At 51.1% G+C, this 14,057-nt stretch carries 16 protein-coding genes and 1 tRNA gene; 13 read left to right on the top strand and 4 right to left on the bottom strand.

The window, feature by feature from the left end; all coding sequences use genetic code 11:
- The first annotated feature begins 113 nt into the window (after positions 1-113).
- Both PSAB_RS15070 and PSAB_RS15065 read left to right on the top strand, forming a co-directional pair.
- Entirely contained in the window at positions 114-2,222 is a 2,109-nt protein-coding gene (locus PSAB_RS15070) for a thioredoxin domain-containing protein (RefSeq protein WP_025335416.1), read from the top strand.
- A gap of 43 nt (positions 2,223-2,265) precedes the next feature.
- Positions 2,266-2,730 carry an LSm family protein gene (locus PSAB_RS15065; protein ID WP_025335415.1) on the top strand — a complete coding sequence of 155 codons (465 nt, stop codon included), beginning with the start codon at positions 2,266-2,268 and terminating at the stop codon, positions 2,728-2,730.
- Positions 2,731-2,896: 166 nt separating this feature from the next.
- Here PSAB_RS15065 and PSAB_RS15060 read toward each other — a convergent pair whose 3' ends face one another.
- Positions 2,897-3,184, bottom strand: a complete 288-nt coding sequence (locus PSAB_RS15060; RefSeq protein WP_025335414.1) for a YxcD family protein — start codon at positions 3,182-3,184, stop codon at positions 2,897-2,899.
- The gene (locus PSAB_RS15055) at positions 3,184-3,621 is read right to left on the bottom strand and encodes a hypothetical protein (protein WP_025335413.1); all 438 of its coding nucleotides are present in this window, start codon (positions 3,619-3,621) and stop codon (positions 3,184-3,186) included. The genes PSAB_RS15060 and PSAB_RS15055 overlap by 1 nt, the downstream gene beginning before the upstream one ends.
- A gap of 205 nt (positions 3,622-3,826) precedes the next feature.
- On the opposite strand from PSAB_RS15055, the gene PSAB_RS15050 reads away from it, so the two are divergent.
- A complete protein-coding gene (locus PSAB_RS15050; RefSeq protein ID WP_038595946.1) occupies positions 3,827-4,447 on the top strand; it encodes an NUDIX hydrolase in 621 nt (206 codons plus the stop codon).
- Between the two features lie 60 nt (positions 4,448-4,507).
- On the opposite strand, the gene PSAB_RS15045 is transcribed toward PSAB_RS15050, so the two are convergent.
- Both PSAB_RS15045 and PSAB_RS15040 read right to left on the bottom strand, forming a co-directional pair.
- Complete coding sequence (locus PSAB_RS15045) at positions 4,508-5,074, bottom strand: beta-class carbonic anhydrase (RefSeq protein WP_025335412.1); 567 nt, start codon at positions 5,072-5,074, stop codon at positions 4,508-4,510.
- Positions 5,075-5,097: 23 nt separating this feature from the next.
- A complete protein-coding gene (locus PSAB_RS15040; RefSeq protein ID WP_025335411.1) occupies positions 5,098-5,472 on the bottom strand; it encodes an iron-sulfur cluster biosynthesis family protein in 375 nt (124 codons plus the stop codon).
- 148 nt (positions 5,473-5,620) lie between these two features.
- Here PSAB_RS15040 and PSAB_RS15035 point away from each other — a divergent pair, with 148 nt between their 5' ends.
- From PSAB_RS15035 to PSAB_RS14990, 10 genes are all read left to right on the top strand, one after another.
- Positions 5,621-7,150: a carboxypeptidase M32 gene (locus PSAB_RS15035; RefSeq protein WP_025335410.1), complete on the top strand. Its 1,530-nt coding sequence runs from the start codon at positions 5,621-5,623 to the stop codon at positions 7,148-7,150.
- A gap of 73 nt (positions 7,151-7,223) precedes the next feature.
- Complete coding sequence (trhA, locus tag PSAB_RS15030; protein ID WP_025335409.1) at positions 7,224-7,871, top strand: PAQR family membrane homeostasis protein TrhA; 648 nt, start codon at positions 7,224-7,226, stop codon at positions 7,869-7,871.
- A 146-nt stretch (positions 7,872-8,017) separates the two neighbouring features.
- Positions 8,018-8,374 (top strand): putative DNA-binding protein, encoded by a 357-nt coding sequence (locus PSAB_RS15025; protein ID WP_025335408.1) that lies wholly within the window; start codon positions 8,018-8,020, stop codon positions 8,372-8,374.
- Between the two features lie 21 nt (positions 8,375-8,395).
- Positions 8,396-9,787, top strand: a complete 1,392-nt coding sequence (ffh, locus tag PSAB_RS15020) for a signal recognition particle protein (RefSeq protein ID WP_025335407.1) — start codon at positions 8,396-8,398, stop codon at positions 9,785-9,787.
- Between the two features lie 293 nt (positions 9,788-10,080).
- On the top strand, positions 10,081-10,353 hold the full coding sequence (gene rpsP / locus PSAB_RS15015) for a 30S ribosomal protein S16 (protein ID WP_025335406.1): 273 nt from the start codon (positions 10,081-10,083) through the stop codon (positions 10,351-10,353).
- 22 nt (positions 10,354-10,375) lie between these two features.
- Positions 10,376-10,606 (top strand): KH domain-containing protein, encoded by a 231-nt coding sequence (locus tag PSAB_RS15010; protein WP_025335405.1) that lies wholly within the window; start codon positions 10,376-10,378, stop codon positions 10,604-10,606.
- Between the two features lie 149 nt (positions 10,607-10,755).
- Entirely contained in the window at positions 10,756-11,283 is a 528-nt protein-coding gene (rimM, locus tag PSAB_RS15005) for a ribosome maturation factor RimM (RefSeq protein WP_025335404.1), read from the top strand.
- Positions 11,283-12,074 carry a tRNA (guanosine(37)-N1)-methyltransferase TrmD gene (gene trmD / locus PSAB_RS15000; RefSeq protein WP_025335403.1) on the top strand — a complete coding sequence of 264 codons (792 nt, stop codon included), beginning with the start codon at positions 11,283-11,285 and terminating at the stop codon, positions 12,072-12,074. The genes rimM and trmD overlap by 1 nt, the downstream gene beginning before the upstream one ends.
- 733 nt (positions 12,075-12,807) lie before the next feature.
- Entirely contained in the window at positions 12,808-13,809 is a 1,002-nt protein-coding gene (locus PSAB_RS14995; RefSeq protein ID WP_025335402.1) for an acyltransferase family protein, read from the top strand.
- A 152-nt stretch (positions 13,810-13,961) separates the two neighbouring features.
- Positions 13,962-14,035 (top strand) — tRNA-Pro (locus PSAB_RS14990).
- The last annotated feature ends 22 nt before the right edge of the window (positions 14,036-14,057 follow it).

Genomic DNA, 14,057 nt, shown 5'->3' with positions numbered 1-14,057 from the left:
TGTTAGACTTGTTTTAATGAAGTATTGAGCGGAAATGTCCACATTTTTTTAGGTAGCGGCTCAACCGGGTATATTATAATTATCGAAAAATACCCAAAAAAGGGGCTGTTCCCATGAACGAAAAAACCGTTCCGCCGAAACACACCAACCGGTTAGTCAACGAGAAGAGTCCTTATTTGCTCCAGCACGCACACAATCCGGTGGATTGGCTCCCTTGGGGAGATGAAGCGTTCGAAAAGGCGAAAGCGGAGAACAAGCCTGTATTTGTATCAATCGGCTATTCAAGCTGTCACTGGTGTCATGTCATGGAAGAAGAGTCTTTCGCGGATGAAGAGGTTGCCGGGCTGTTAAACGGAAATTTTGTATCGATCAAGGTAGACCGCGAGGAGAGGCCGGATATCGACGCTCTGTATATGTCGGTCTGTCAGGCGATGACTGGGGCGGGGGGCTGGCCCTTGACGGTGGTCTTGACGCCCGAGAAGAAGCCGTTCTATGCAGGGACGTATTTTCCGAAGCGGCGGATGATGGGACAGGTCGGCTTGATGGAAGTGCTGGAACAGATCCGTTTAAAATGGGAGACGGACAGCGACAAGCTAACCCGGCTTGGCGACGAGCTGCTCTCTGAAATTCAGGCTGCGGCACTCAAGAACAACGAGGGTGAAGAGGTCGGTTTAACGGATGAATTGCTGCATCATGCGTTCCGCTTGTACACAACGCTGTTCGATGAGACGTATGGCGGTTTCGGGCAGGCTCCGAAGTTTCCGACCCCGCATAATCTGTCTTTTCTGCTCGCATACAGTCAGGCGTTCGACAAGCCGGAGGCGCTGCGAATGGTGGAGAAGACGCTGGAATCCATGTACCGGGGCGGGATCTACGACCATATCGGATTCGGCTTTGCCCGTTATTCCACCGACGATCAGTGGCTCGTGCCCCATTTTGAAAAAATGCTCTTCGACAACGCGCTCCTTGCCTCAGCTTATGTGGAAGCCTATCAAATCACTGGGAAGCCGCTGTATTCGGAGATTGCGGAGAGCGTGTTCACTTATGTATTGCGCGGCATGACTTCACCCGAAGGGGCGTTCTATTCGGCGGAGGATGCCGATTCGGACGGCGAGGAAGGCGCATTTTATATTTTCAGCAGGGAAGAGATTGAAGAAGCGCTGGGCGCCCAGGATATGCATTCGTACTGTCATGTGTACGGGATCACGGAGGAGGGCATTTCGCAAGGATACAGCATCCCGAATCTGCTTGAAGGCCTGCCGGAAGAGCTAGCGGACAAGCTGGACATGAACCCGTTGGCCCTGCGGACCCGGATCGAGGAGTGGCGGGAGAAGCTGTTCGCGTACAGAGAGAAGCGGGTGCATCCGTCCAAGGATGACAAAGTGCTGACCTCGTGGAACGGTTTGATGATCGCGTCGCTGGCCAAAGGAGCCAAAGCGTTCCAAAAGCCGGAATACGCCAAGGCCGCCGGGGCTGCGGCGGATTTCATCTGGAACCGGCTGCGGCGCGAGGATGGCCGGCTGCTGGCGAGATACCGGGACGGCGAGGCCGCTTACCTTGGATATGTCGACGATTATGCTTTTATGATCTGGGGGCTGACCGAGCTGTACGAAGCCACAGGAGACGCCGTTTATCTGGAGCGCGCGCTGGTGCTTAAAGACGGGCTGCTCGAGCTGTTCACGGACGAGGAGGAGGGCGGATTTTTCTTCACAGGCAAGGATGCGGAGAAGCTTCCCATCCGCTCGAAGGAGCTGTATGACGGTGCGATGCCGTCGGGCAACTCTGTCGCCGTGAAGACGCTGTATAAGCTTGCGGCCATTACTCAGGATGTCAAGCTGAAGGGCGTGGCCGAGCGGACGGCTGCTGTGCTGGCGAAAGCCGCGATGAAATATCCCGCAAGCTACGGGATGTTCCTGCAAGCCCTGCTGGCTTTGACAAGCGGCGGCAAGGAATGGGTCCTCTCCGGCAAAAAAGACGACCCGTCGCTGCACAGCATGATCTCACTGGTCCAGAAGGCTTATCTGCCTGAGGCTTCGCTGATCATCCATTGGGAAGATCAGGCGGCTGAGCTTACGGCTTTGCTTCCTCATTTGAAGGACAAGCCGGCCATCGGCGGAGCGGCTACCGCGTATGTCTGTCAGGACTTTGCCTGCCGCGAGCCGATTACAAGCCTGGATGCGGTGCGCGAGCTTTTGGCGAAAAAAGAGCAGGAGACGAAATAACGGACGTGATCGTCCTCTAAGGACATGACGGAATCTTGATCTAATGCTGAATGGAGGGAGCTGCGGCTCCCTTTTTTATTTCACCACCGTCTGGGCGAATGCATACCTTATTGTAAAATCCATCGACGAAAGGTATGAGTTTATGTCCACATATTCCGGCCCGCAAACCTTGATTTATCAAGCCGACCCCGCCTCGCTCCATCATGTAAAAAAAGTGCGCGAATCGATGCACGGTGCGCTGAAGCCCTACATTAACCAGAAAGTCAAGGTAACGACTATCGACGGTGTTACCCACAAAGGCTGTATCTCGGGTTTTGATGATGGTCATCTTTATTTGACGGTATCGGTGACAACAACGTCTACACAATACCAATCTATGCGCGGCTACTATAATCCTTATCAGCCCTACTATCCTTACCAGCCGTATTACCCGCCCTATCCGTACTATCCGGGGAATGTTGTTTTGCCGCTGGTGCTGTTTAATTTGCTGGCACTTTCACTCATTTAAGGAGCGGGAAACAGCCATCTCCTCGCAGCAGGCAGATCCAATGCGGGTCAAATGCGGGAAAAAGATACTTAAAAAAAGCGTTCATCCGCCTCACGGGCAGATGAACGCTTTTTGCGTGTAGCATATTTTACCTGAGCTGATGCCAAAGGATACTCCAGCTTAAATATCAGCCATGGACGACCGCGGTGATCTCCTCGTCCAGCTCCAGTCTGACATCCTCGCGGTATGCACGGATGTTGTATTCGGTATGAAGATAGCGCAGGATCGCCTCGATGATGTTGCTCTCGACGATATACTGGCTTCGGCCCTGCGTCCACACCTCAGCGGTGTAGCCAGTATCTTCTTCCCAGCTGAGCTCCACCTGGACATCGGTTGCCTGAACTCCCTTGCGCTCAGCCATATGAAGGCAAATGGCGTTGATAATCTCGTCCATGCTTAGAACGGTTAGGGACATTAGTAACGGCCATCCCGTTCTTTATAGTTGTGACGGCGTCTGCGGCGGAAAAAGGAAAGGACAAGCGTTACTACCAGATAGATGGCCAGCAGATTGACGGCGAAGCCGAGCAGGTTGCCGAAGAAGCCCATGTTGCCGAACAGGCCTCCGAAGAGCAGACCGGCCAGACCGCCGATCATCATGCCTTTCATAAAGCTGCCGCCGCTGAAAAATCCGCGTTTCGCTGTACCTGCCGTGGTGCCGGCCGTCGTTCCTTTGGTGCCGTCGCTTTTGCTTACATTGCTCTGCGGCGCTTTATTCGGCGTTGTCGTAAAGCCCTGTCTTCCCGATTTGAAGCCGCCCCCGCCGCGCCGCGCATCGGCGTAATCCGGAGCCGCCGCCGCAAAGAAGAGGGTAAAGGCCATTACGATCATCATTGCGCTCTTAAAGAATTTCATTGAGTAACTTGACCTCCTAAAAGTTTTGATAAGCATTTATACCCAGTAATACGCGGACCTGTCCAAATGGTTTCATTTTTAAATATCTGATTTTTACGCTGTACAAAAGCATCTGCTGTCAAACAGTAGACAACCGATAGCCTGTACTGCGATACTTAAAAATATTCAACGAAGCAGAGAATGCGATCTTAGGGAGGGAAAGGGAATGCCGCTGCCGGAAATGTTCGACATTTTCGATGAACAAATGGTCCGGATCGGGACCGACAGCCGGAACAATGCGCACGCCAAAGGCTTGTGGCACCAAACGTTTCACTGCTGGGTCGTTAACCCTTCGGTTGGCAAGGGCGGGAGCCTGCTGTTTCAATTGCGCCATATGAGCAAGGATACTTTCCCGGGTCGGCTCGACACCTCCTGTGCGGGACATCTTCAGGCAGGGGAGACGGTAGAGGATGGCGTTCGGGAGCTTCAGGAGGAGCTTGGGCTTGCCGTTCCGTTTGAAGATCTGATCTACTGCGGGATGACCGCGGAGGAGAGCAGACCTGCGCCCGGTCTAATCGACAGGGAATTCAGCCATGTGTTTCTGTATACGTGTGATCAGGAACTAGAGAAATTCCGGTTTCAGCGGGAAGAGATTTCGGGTTTGTTTTTTGTGAACATCCCTGAGTTCCGGCAGCTTGTGAGCGGGGAGACGGATGCACTTACAATTGAAGGGATCGTCGCCGATGAAGAATCGCAGCATGTGAGCCGGGAGCAAAGGCTGGTGCGGCTGGAGGATTTTACGCCGAACTCCGAGGAATATTACCGTCTGCTGTTCAAGCATTTATAGCCGAAAGCACAAAAAAAGGCGCGGGTACAGTACCCGCGCAAACAGCAGTTTAGAGAGATGTCAATTACTGGTGTACCCATCCGAGACAAGCTCCAGTGCACCGGTGGTCGGATCCATAATCATGCCATGAACAGGAACACCAGGGGGAAGTAATGGATGGCGCTTAATAAGCTCCACAGTTTGAATTACCCCTTCCTGAATGCTGTCAAACCCGCGCAGCCATTTGGTCAGCTTGATTCCCGAATTTTCCAGCGTGGAGAGAACTTCTTCCGAAATGCCTCGTTCTTTGATCGAGTTGATCATGTGGTCGGCGTTCAGCGCCGCCATGCCGCAGCCGTGATGGCCGACGACGATAACTTCTTCCGCGTTCAGCTCGTACAGGGCAACCATTACGCTTCGCATAACACTGCCAAAGGGCTGGGAAATGACGGCGCCGGCATTTTTAATGACCTTGACGTCACCGTTCTTGAAATTCATCGCCTTTGGCAGCAGTTCCACGAGACGGGTGTCCATACAGGTGATAATAATCATTTTTTTATCCGGAAAACGGCTGGTCAAATAGGCTTCGTACTCTTTTTTTTCCACAAACTTTTGGTTGAAATCCAGAATCTCCGAAATATGGCTCATGACGTCAGAACCTCCTCTGTAATTTAAGAACGGGTCCGAACTTCGCAGGCCGAAGCCGGCGCGGATTCGAATTCTTGCAGCCCCCGCGTATCGCGTACCAAAATATTTTGTCCATACAGCTGTGAATCACTGCTTAATTTAAAGGTAGAAGTGTTCGCATCGGCGTCAAGCTTCAATTGCTCCTCATAAAAAATCTCATGCTGGTTCCCGACAACTACAGGCAGATCGCCGGCATCGACATGCAGGTCTCCGGTATCCGGCTTGTCCAGAATCAGCAGCACATTAATGCCGTCGCATCCGCAGTCAACCGTATCGTAAAAGAGCTTGAATGTCCCCGGCTGGCTGCCCAGCCGTTCCTTCAGTCTTTTTTCCGCGAGCGGTGTCACCTGAATTTTCATTGCTATTCACGCTCCTTTTTCCTGTGTCTGAACTTAGGGTTGAAGCCAAATTCTTAAAATCTAAGAAATCTGCTCCGAAGTTGATTATACGCACTTAAAAAAGTATCATCAAGAGTAGCATGCAAATTGCAGAAAGCGGGTGTGTAGGATGGAACAACCAATACAGGACCAATGGACCGCCTTCAGTGTCTTGTTGGCCAAAATCAGCGGCTATCACGAGGCGATCGGCCTGCTGCATTGGGATCTGCGGACAGGAGCGCCGCGCAAGGGAACGGAAATCCGCTCGAAGACGATCGGAATGCTGAGCGGTGAGCTGTTCAAGCTGGAAACGTCGCCCGAGATGGGGCGGTTCACAGAGCTGTTCGGCCAGCCGGAGATCAACAGCCAACTGACTGACGTACAGCGCAAAATTGTCAAGGACTGCCGGAAGGAGTACGAGCGCAGCAAGAGCATTCCGCCGGAAAAATATGAAGAATACGCCATTCTGGCCGCTCAAACGGAAACGATGTGGGAAACGGCCAAGGAAAATAATGATTTTGCTTCCTTTGAGCCTTGGCTCAGCCGGATTGTTGCCTTTAAGCAGGAGTTCATCGATTATTGGGGCGTGAAAGGCACACGTTACGACACACTGCTGGACATGTACGAGCCCGACCTGACGGTAGAGAAGCTCGATGAAATTTTCAGCCGCCTGCGCAGCCGTCTGGTGCCGCTAGCCGAGCAAATCGCCGCTTCGCCTAACAAACCGAATGGAGACATTTTAAACGGTACGTTCGACAAGGAGTCGCAGGAGAAGTTCGGGCTCTTTATTCTGAAGCAAATGGGCTATGATTTCGAAGCTGGCCGGCTGGACGAGAGCGTGCATCCTTTTGCCACGGGGCTGAATCCGGGGGATGTCCGCATTACGACGAATTACCTGCCGGATAACGTGACCAGCTCCATTTTCAGCTCCCTGCACGAAGGCGGACACGCGCTGTATGAGCAGAACATCGACAAGAACCTTGTCGGCACGTCGCTTGCGCAGGGCGCTTCAATGGGTATTCACGAATCTCAATCCAGATTATGGGAAAATATGATCGGCCGCAGCCGCGAGTTCTGGCACCGGTATTACGGAGATCTGCAGCAGAATTTTCCGGAGACGTTCAAGGATGTGGAGGCAGAGGATTTCTACCGGGCGATCAACCGGGTGGAGAACTCCCTGATTCGCATTGAAGCGGATGAACTGACCTATAACCTTCATATCATTATCCGTTATGAGATCGAGAAGCTTATTTTTAATGAAGGTCTTACCGTCAAGGAGCTGCCGGAGATGTGGAACTCGAAGTACAATGAGTATCTTGGCATCACGCCGCCGAGCGACAGTCTGGGAGTGCTGCAGGACGTGCACTGGTCGGGCGGGGATTTCGGCTATTTCGCCTCTTACTCGCTGGGCAACATGTACGCGGCGCAAATTCTACATACCCTGCGTAAAGAGCTGCCGGAATTCGACTCTTTGGTGTCTTCAGGTAATCTGCTGCCGATCAAGGAATGGCTCACGGACAAAATATACCGCTACGGCATGAGCGAGACACCGTCGCAAATTATTGAACGGGTAACCGGCGAGCCGCTGAATCCCGATTATCTGGCCGACTATCTGGAAGCGAAGTACCGCGATATCTATCACCTGAAGCAGGCGGAATAGCCTGGGCGACATTGGAATGTCTTACACTGAACGGATATAATAGAAGAAAAATGTGAACGGAAGGAGACGAGATATGGCGAATACGTACACTTACAGCCGGAGGGAAGAGGTTGCGAACGCTATAACGCACGGTATCGGAGCTATTCTTAGTGTGGCCGCGCTTGTCCTGCTCATTGTTTTTTCCAGCTTGAGGGGCACAGCCTGGCATGTTGTCAGCTTCTCCATCTATGGAACGACAATGCTGCTGCTTTATCTGAACTCGACGATTGTACATAGTCTGAAGGAGGGGAAGGTAAAGGATCTGTTCGAGTTCTTCGACCATTCCTCCATTTATCTGTTCATCGCAGGCACCTACACGCCATTTCTGCTGGTCGCACTTCGCGGTACGCTCGGCTGGAGCTTGTTCGGCGTCATTTGGGGCATCGCCTTCTTCGGGGTGTTGTTCAAAGCCTTCTTCACGAAAAAGTTTTTGTTCATGTCGACGATTTTTTATATCGCTATGGGCTGGCTGATCGTGATCGCCTGGGCCCCGCTAACGGCGGCCGTGGCAGACGGCGGAATGGCGCTGCTGATGGCGGGCGGCATTTTGTACACGCTGGGAACCATCTTTTATGTCTGGCGCGGCTTCCCTTTCCACCATGCCGTCTGGCATGTGTTCGTGCTGCTGGGCAGTGTGACGCACTTTTTTGCAGTGCTGCTGTACCTGCTGCCCATTCGCTGAACGCCCGGTACAACGATGAATTTTTAAGTCTCAGAACAGAAAAAAGATGACAAGCAAAAATGCTTGACATCTTTCTTTGTTTTAGGTATTATAGGGAGCGTTGAAATGGTGTAAAGTGTTTTTCCTTGACGAAGGGAGTGCCCTTGATGAGTGAGGGTAACCGGCTAGAGAAAACCAACCGAATTAACATACTATTCGCATTCTACGAATCTCTGCTTACCGACAAGCAGCAGATGTTTCTGAAATATTACTTTCACGACGATTTCTCGCTGGGAGAAATCGCCGCCGAATTCGATATCAGCCGTCAGGCCGTGTATGAGCATATCAAGCGCGCCGAGCAGGTGCTGGAGAACTATGAGAATAAGCTGGGACTGGTGGCGAAGCATGAAAGCCGCACCCGGTATTTGGAAGAATTGCGCAGCCTGCCGAAGGACGTAGGGCTGCCTGAGCCGTACAAGCGGCGCTTTACGGATATTGTGGATTCTTTGGAGAAGCTGGAGTAGCTTGAAGGGAGAAGGCAGCCTATGGCATTTGAAGGATTAACCGGAAGACTGCAGAGTGTGTTCAGCAAGCTGCGCGGCAAAGGCAAAGTGTCCGAAGATGACGTAAACGAGGCAATGCGCGAGGTTCGGCTTGCGCTGCTGGAAGCGGACGTTAACTTCAAGGTCGTCAAAGACTTTGTTGCGAAGGTCAAGGAGAAATCCATCGGTAAGGAAGTTATGGACAGTTTCACGCCGGGCATGGTCATCATCGACATCGTCAATAAGGAATTGACGGAATTGATGGGCGGCACCCAGGCGAAGCTGGCCAAGGCGAACAAGCCGCCGACCGTCATTATGATGGCGGGCCTTCAGGGCGCCGGTAAGACGACGACCTCCGGCAAGCTGGCGAAGTTGCTGCAGAAGGGGAATCACCGCCCATTGCTTGTGGCCGGTGACATTTACCGCCCTGCAGCCATCAAGCAGCTTGAGGTGCTTGGCGAGCAGATCAAGGTGCCGGTGTTCTCACTGGGCGACAAGGTGAGCCCGGTGGAAATCGCCAAGCAGGGCCTGCAGCACGCCAAGGACAACAATCTCGATTACGTTATTATCGATACCGCCGGCCGCCTGCATGTCGATGAAGAGCTCATGGAAGAGCTGAAGCAGATTCACGCTACTGTGAAGCCGGACGAAGTGCTGCTGGTTGTCGACGCTATGACCGGCCAGGATGCCGTAAACGTGGCTGACAGCTTCAACAAGCAGCTTGAGCTGTCCGGCGTCGTGCTGACGAAGCTCGACGGCGATACGCGCGGCGGTGCCGCCCTGTCCGTCAAGGCTGTAACCGGCTGCCCGATCAAGTTCGCCGCTCTCGGTGAGAAGATCGACGCGCTGGAGCCGTTCCATCCGGAGCGGATGGCGTCGCGGATTCTCGGTATGGGCGATATGCTGTCGTTGATCGAGAAAGCTCAGGCTAACATCGACGCCGACAAAGCGAAGGAAATGGAACGTAAGATGCGTAACGCAGAGTTTACGTTCGACGATTTCCTGGAGCAAATGGAGCAGGTCAAGAAGCTTGGCCCGATCGATCAGATCCTCGATATGCTCCCGGGCATGAACAAGGCCAAGGGCATGAAGGATTTGAAGGTCGACGACAAGCAGATGGGCCGCGTCGAAGCGATCGTCAAATCAATGACCAAGCAGGAGAAGAGCCAGCCCGAGATCATCAACCACAACCGCCGCAAGCGGATCGCCGCCGGCAGCGGCACCTCGCTCGCCGAGGTGAACCGGCTCATCAAGCAGTTCGATGATATGCGCCGGATGATGAAGCAGTTCTCAGGTATGATGGGCGGAATGGGCGGAGGCAAAAATGCCAAAAAGAACGCCATGAAGCAGCTCAAAGCGCTGGGCGGTAAAGGAATGAAGTTCCCATTCCGTTAATGCTTTGTTTTTAATCTTTTGTTCGAGATTAACCATTGTACAACATAGGTTAATCAACTCTTTTAGTCTTTTGCAGTTAGTTTCTAGGGGTTCAACCCGTGACTAGATAGATCAACAGTTAAGCGTGTCCCGTCAGGGACGGAAAGCGATCATTACCCTAACCATCCAAGGTCCCGCCAGTCCTCCCGCCAACGCCAATTGCCATTAGCGGGTGTCCAGAGGGCGGCAGCCCTTGGGGCCCTCCCCATTGGGGAGGGTTTGGGAGGGGAAACTCTTTGAAGGAGGTGAATTTCGTGGCAGTACGTATTCGTCTGAAACGTATGGGTGCTCATAAAGCGCCTTTCTATCGTGTAGTGGTTTCCGATTCCCGGTCTCCTCGTGACGGTCGTTTTATCGAGGAAATTGGTTACTATAACCCGGTTGCACAACCGGCAGTAGTGAACATCGATGAGGAAAAAGCGCTCAAGTGGCTTCAAACCGGTGCGCAAGCATCCGACACCGTTCGCAACTTGCTGAGCAAAGCGGGTGTGTTGAAGAAGTTCCATGAGTCTAAGCTGCAGAAATAATGACTGATTGCGAGGGTCCTCTATGGAAGAATTAGTTGCAGTTATTGCTAAGGCTTTAGTGGATCATCCGGAAGATGTAACAGTGCGGACCGTGGAGAAGGATCATCTGATTGTCTATGAATTGTCCGTTCATCCTAATGATGTGGGCAAGGTGATCGGCAAGCAGGGACGGATCGCCAAAGCGCTTCGGACAGTCGTTACATCGGCAGCAGTCAAGAGCGATAAGCGCGTCACCGTGGATATTTTATCCTGATCGGTGTCATGTGAAAAGGGGCTGGGGATCACTGGATTCCGGCTCCTTTTGTGCTAATTTTGACAATAACAGACCTTCCCGCGGGCATAGGTTGCTTATACCGGGGAACGTTATGAATATAAAGCTGAAGTGGTAAGGGAGTGGATGGCATGACGGAATCATTGTTAACGGTAGGCAAGCTGGTCAATACCCACGGCATTCGCGGGGAGATCAAAGTGTTGTCCCGTACCGATTTTCCCGAGGTGAGATTTGCGCCGGGCAGCAAGCTGCTCATTATACCGGAAGATGGAAAAGGGCGGATCGAGGTCATCGTGGAGGCGGCCCGCGAGCATAAGGGAATGTATATCGTGAAGCTGAAGGGCTATAGCGACATTAACGAGGTCGAAAAATACAAAGGCAGTCTGATCAAAGTGACAGAGGGCGCTCGGGTAGAACTGCCGGAGAACGAATACTATTTTCACGATATTATTGGCTGTGAGGTCTTTACGGAGGAAGAAGGGAACGCGCCGCTTGGTGTCATTACCGAAATTTTGACGCCCGGGGCCAATGATGTCTGGGTGGTTAAGCGCCCGAAAGGCCAGGATATTCTGATTCCGGTAATTGACGAGGTGGTGCTTGACGTCGATGTGCCGAACAAACGGGTCAAGATTCAGCTGATGGAAGGACTGCTGTCATGATCCGAGTTGATGTGCTGACGCTTTTTCCGGAAATGTGTGAAGGCGTGTTCGGGACGAGCATTCTGGGGAAGGCGCGGGAAAAAGGCATCGCCAAGCTGAGCGCGGTGAACTTCCGCGATTTTGCGAACAACAAGCATAACAGCGTTGACGATACCCCTTATGGCGGAGGAGGGGGGATGGTGCTCAAGCCCGAGCCGATTTTTGCTGCGGTGGAGCATCTTCTGGATAATCTGAAGGAGGAGAACGCCAAACCGCGGATTATTCTCATGTGCCCGCAAGGCCAAACCTTCGATCAGCGAATTGCCGAGGAGCTGGCCAGGGAGAAGCATCTCATTTTTATTTGCGGACACTACGAGGGGTATGACGAGCGCATCCGGGAGCATCTCGTTACCGATGAACTGTCGATCGGCGATTACGTGCTGACCGGCGGGGAGCTGCCCGCCCTCACGGTTATTGATGCGGTTGTCCGTCTGCAGCCGGGGGCGCTGGGAAATGAATCCTCTGCTGTGACCGATTCGTTCAGCACGGGGCTGCTGGAATATCCGCATTATACACGGCCTGCCGAGTTCCGGGGCTGGAAGGTGCCGGATATGCTGTTGAGCGGCCATCATGCCAATATCGAGGAGTGGCGGAAGGAGCAAGCGCTGAAGCGGACGCTGGAGCGTAGGCCCGACCTGCTGGAAAAGCTGGAGCTTACACCGAAAGACCTTAAGCTGCTGGAGCGGTTGAAGGCGGAGAACAAAGAAGCTTGCGGCGGCAGCTGCAGCAGTGAAGAAAAGGCGTCTTTTTAACGGACAAGTTAAAAAGGCGTTTTTTTGTTGGCACAGACCTTGGCTTGCCACGCAGAGTTTCCGGAATATTCGAAATAAAAAAAGGGGAAAATAGCCGTCATAAAAAGTTCAACAAAGCCATATATTGTATAGGTGTCGTTACCTGCTGTTTTGGGGTAATAACATAAGGCGCCGTAAATACTAGAGAAGGCTAACCAGCGAAAGGATGAACTTTGAAATGACAACAAAGACTCATGACGAATTCAAGCCAAATACGAACCCGACCTCCAAGGAAGCGGAGCCGCTCCGCACGGTCAGCGATATTATCGACTTCTATAAGAACCGGAAATCTTAAAGCTTCATACCCGCTGCCAAGAGGCAGTGATGCCTATTCATCTGTCCTGTTAAGGTCAGTTAGAGATCCGTTTCCAGAAGACCGCTTATCCGTGGACCCTGGTTCAGGCTAAGCGGTCTTGTACATATTATCGATATGATCCGGCCATGAAAAAAGACCGTCCGAAGACGGTCTCTCTACCCGAGGCGCTTAACTTTCGTGATCCGTATCCCGCGCCACCAAGGCCGATTCATTAGCCAATGGTCCGGGTAAGGGATACGTTCAACATGTCATTATTAATGTGAACGCACCTCCTTTCCTTGTAGGGACAGTATAGCACAGCGCCTGGAAAATATCTATAAAATTCTAAATATATTTTTGGTTATAATTATTTCATATCCATTCAACAGGGGGGACTTTATGAACAACCTTAATTACAAGGCAATTAGCAAGTACCGAACGGAGCTTATGGGGATCGCGATATTATGGATTGTATTTTTTCATTCTACGATTAACGTCTCGTCTGTTCCAATTCTCAATACAATTAAAGCAACCGGTTATGGGGGAGTGGATATTTTTTTAATGCTATCGGGTTTGGGGTTGTATTTTGCATGGCAGAAAGATAGTAACGTAACTACATTTTATAAGCGAAGACTACTGAGGATTCTTCCCACCTATCTTACCGTTGTGTTTATCATTTGTTTTTTTGAATGGTATAAAGGTGAAATGTCGTTAAAAGATGCAGTTTTAAATTTGACGACGCTAAGCTTTTGGTTAAATTCAGAAAAGAAATTTGATTGGTATGTTCCTGCGATTTTGGTTTTATATTTCCTGACACCCTTTTTTATGAGCTTCTTTAAGTCGAAAAACAAGTATATTATACTTTCTGCGGTAGTTATTGGTGCATTACTGTTATCCGTTGCCATTACTCCAACCCCATTATCGTATTTGCTTATTTTCACGATCAGAATTCCTGTTTTCTTCACTGGGTTTCTTGTCGGGTATTGGATTGAAATCCACAAAAAAACAACTGTGGCACATGTAATCATTAACTTAGCGGCAGCCATTTTCGGATTGACCTCTTTACTTATCAGTCTGAAATACTTACCTGACGAATACTTATGGAATTATGGAATATGGTGGTACCCTTTTATTTTAATGACGCTGCCTTTGTGTTTGTTTCTTGCTGCTTTTTTACAATTTATTTCAAAGCGTGGCGTTAAAAAGTTTATCTTCTTGACCTTCTGCGGCACACACAGTCTTGAAATCTATTTGATTCATGAACGGATTTTGCATCTCACAGCTAAAATAAGCAAAAGTCTGGATTTCCTTACGTATAATCTAATCTGCATTGTCATTACTCTATTATTAGCGGTTCTTCTAAAAAAGGTAATAGCCGGTGCTACCTCAAGATTCACCTAAATTTCACCTTGAATTGTGGGACAACCTAGCACTCTTTCAGGGTGAAATTTAGTGTGCCTTAACCTCAGATTTTGCTTGCAAGAGTGGATCGGTAAGTCGTATAATAATATTTGTCGCTAATGCGATTCGATCTGCAGAAGATATACATACATCGGGGTATGGCGCAGTCTGGTAGCGCGCACCCTTGGGGTGGGTGAGGCCGTGGGTTCGAATCCCGCTACTCCGATTCCATTAAACGGGCCAATCCG

This window comes from Paenibacillus sabinae T27 (assembly GCF_000612505.1).
Taxonomy (GTDB): domain Bacteria; phylum Bacillota; class Bacilli; order Paenibacillales; family Paenibacillaceae; genus Paenibacillus_AQ; species Paenibacillus_AQ sabinae.
The sequence above is the reverse complement of the archived record's forward strand: the minus strand, read 5'-3'. Positions and strand labels throughout refer to the sequence as shown.

Bases quoted from the DNA above. Each gene is read 5' to 3' on its own strand.
- PSAB_RS15055 (WP_025335413.1), bottom strand. From the start codon at position 3,621: ATGAAATTCTTTAAGAGCGCAATGATGATCGTAATGGCCTTTACCCTC.
- PSAB_RS15040 (WP_025335411.1), bottom strand. From the start codon at position 5,472: ATGAAAATTCAGGTGACACCGCTCGCGGAAAAAAGACTGAAGGAACGG.
- PSAB_RS15045 (WP_025335412.1), bottom strand. From the start codon at position 5,074: ATGAGCCATATTTCGGAGATTCTGGATTTCAACCAAAAGTTTGTGGAA.
- PSAB_RS15050 (WP_038595946.1), top strand. From the start codon at position 3,827: ATGCCGCTGCCGGAAATGTTCGACATTTTCGATGAACAAATGGTCCGG.
- PSAB_RS15060 (WP_025335414.1), bottom strand. From the start codon at position 3,184: ATGTCCCTAACCGTTCTAAGCATGGACGAGATTATCAACGCCATTTGC.
- PSAB_RS15070 (WP_025335416.1), top strand. From the start codon at position 114: ATGAACGAAAAAACCGTTCCGCCGAAACACACCAACCGGTTAGTCAAC.
- trhA (WP_025335409.1), top strand. From the start codon at position 7,224: ATGGCGAATACGTACACTTACAGCCGGAGGGAAGAGGTTGCGAACGCT.
- PSAB_RS15035 (WP_025335410.1), top strand. From the start codon at position 5,621: ATGGAACAACCAATACAGGACCAATGGACCGCCTTCAGTGTCTTGTTG.
- PSAB_RS15010 (WP_025335405.1), top strand. From the start codon at position 10,376: ATGGAAGAATTAGTTGCAGTTATTGCTAAGGCTTTAGTGGATCATCCG.
- PSAB_RS15025 (WP_025335408.1), top strand. From the start codon at position 8,018: ATGAGTGAGGGTAACCGGCTAGAGAAAACCAACCGAATTAACATACTA.
- rimM (WP_025335404.1), top strand. From the start codon at position 10,756: ATGACGGAATCATTGTTAACGGTAGGCAAGCTGGTCAATACCCACGGC.
- PSAB_RS14995 (WP_025335402.1), top strand. From the start codon at position 12,808: ATGAACAACCTTAATTACAAGGCAATTAGCAAGTACCGAACGGAGCTT.
- PSAB_RS15065 (WP_025335415.1), top strand. From the start codon at position 2,266: ATGCTGAATGGAGGGAGCTGCGGCTCCCTTTTTTATTTCACCACCGTC.
- ffh (WP_025335407.1), top strand. From the start codon at position 8,396: ATGGCATTTGAAGGATTAACCGGAAGACTGCAGAGTGTGTTCAGCAAG.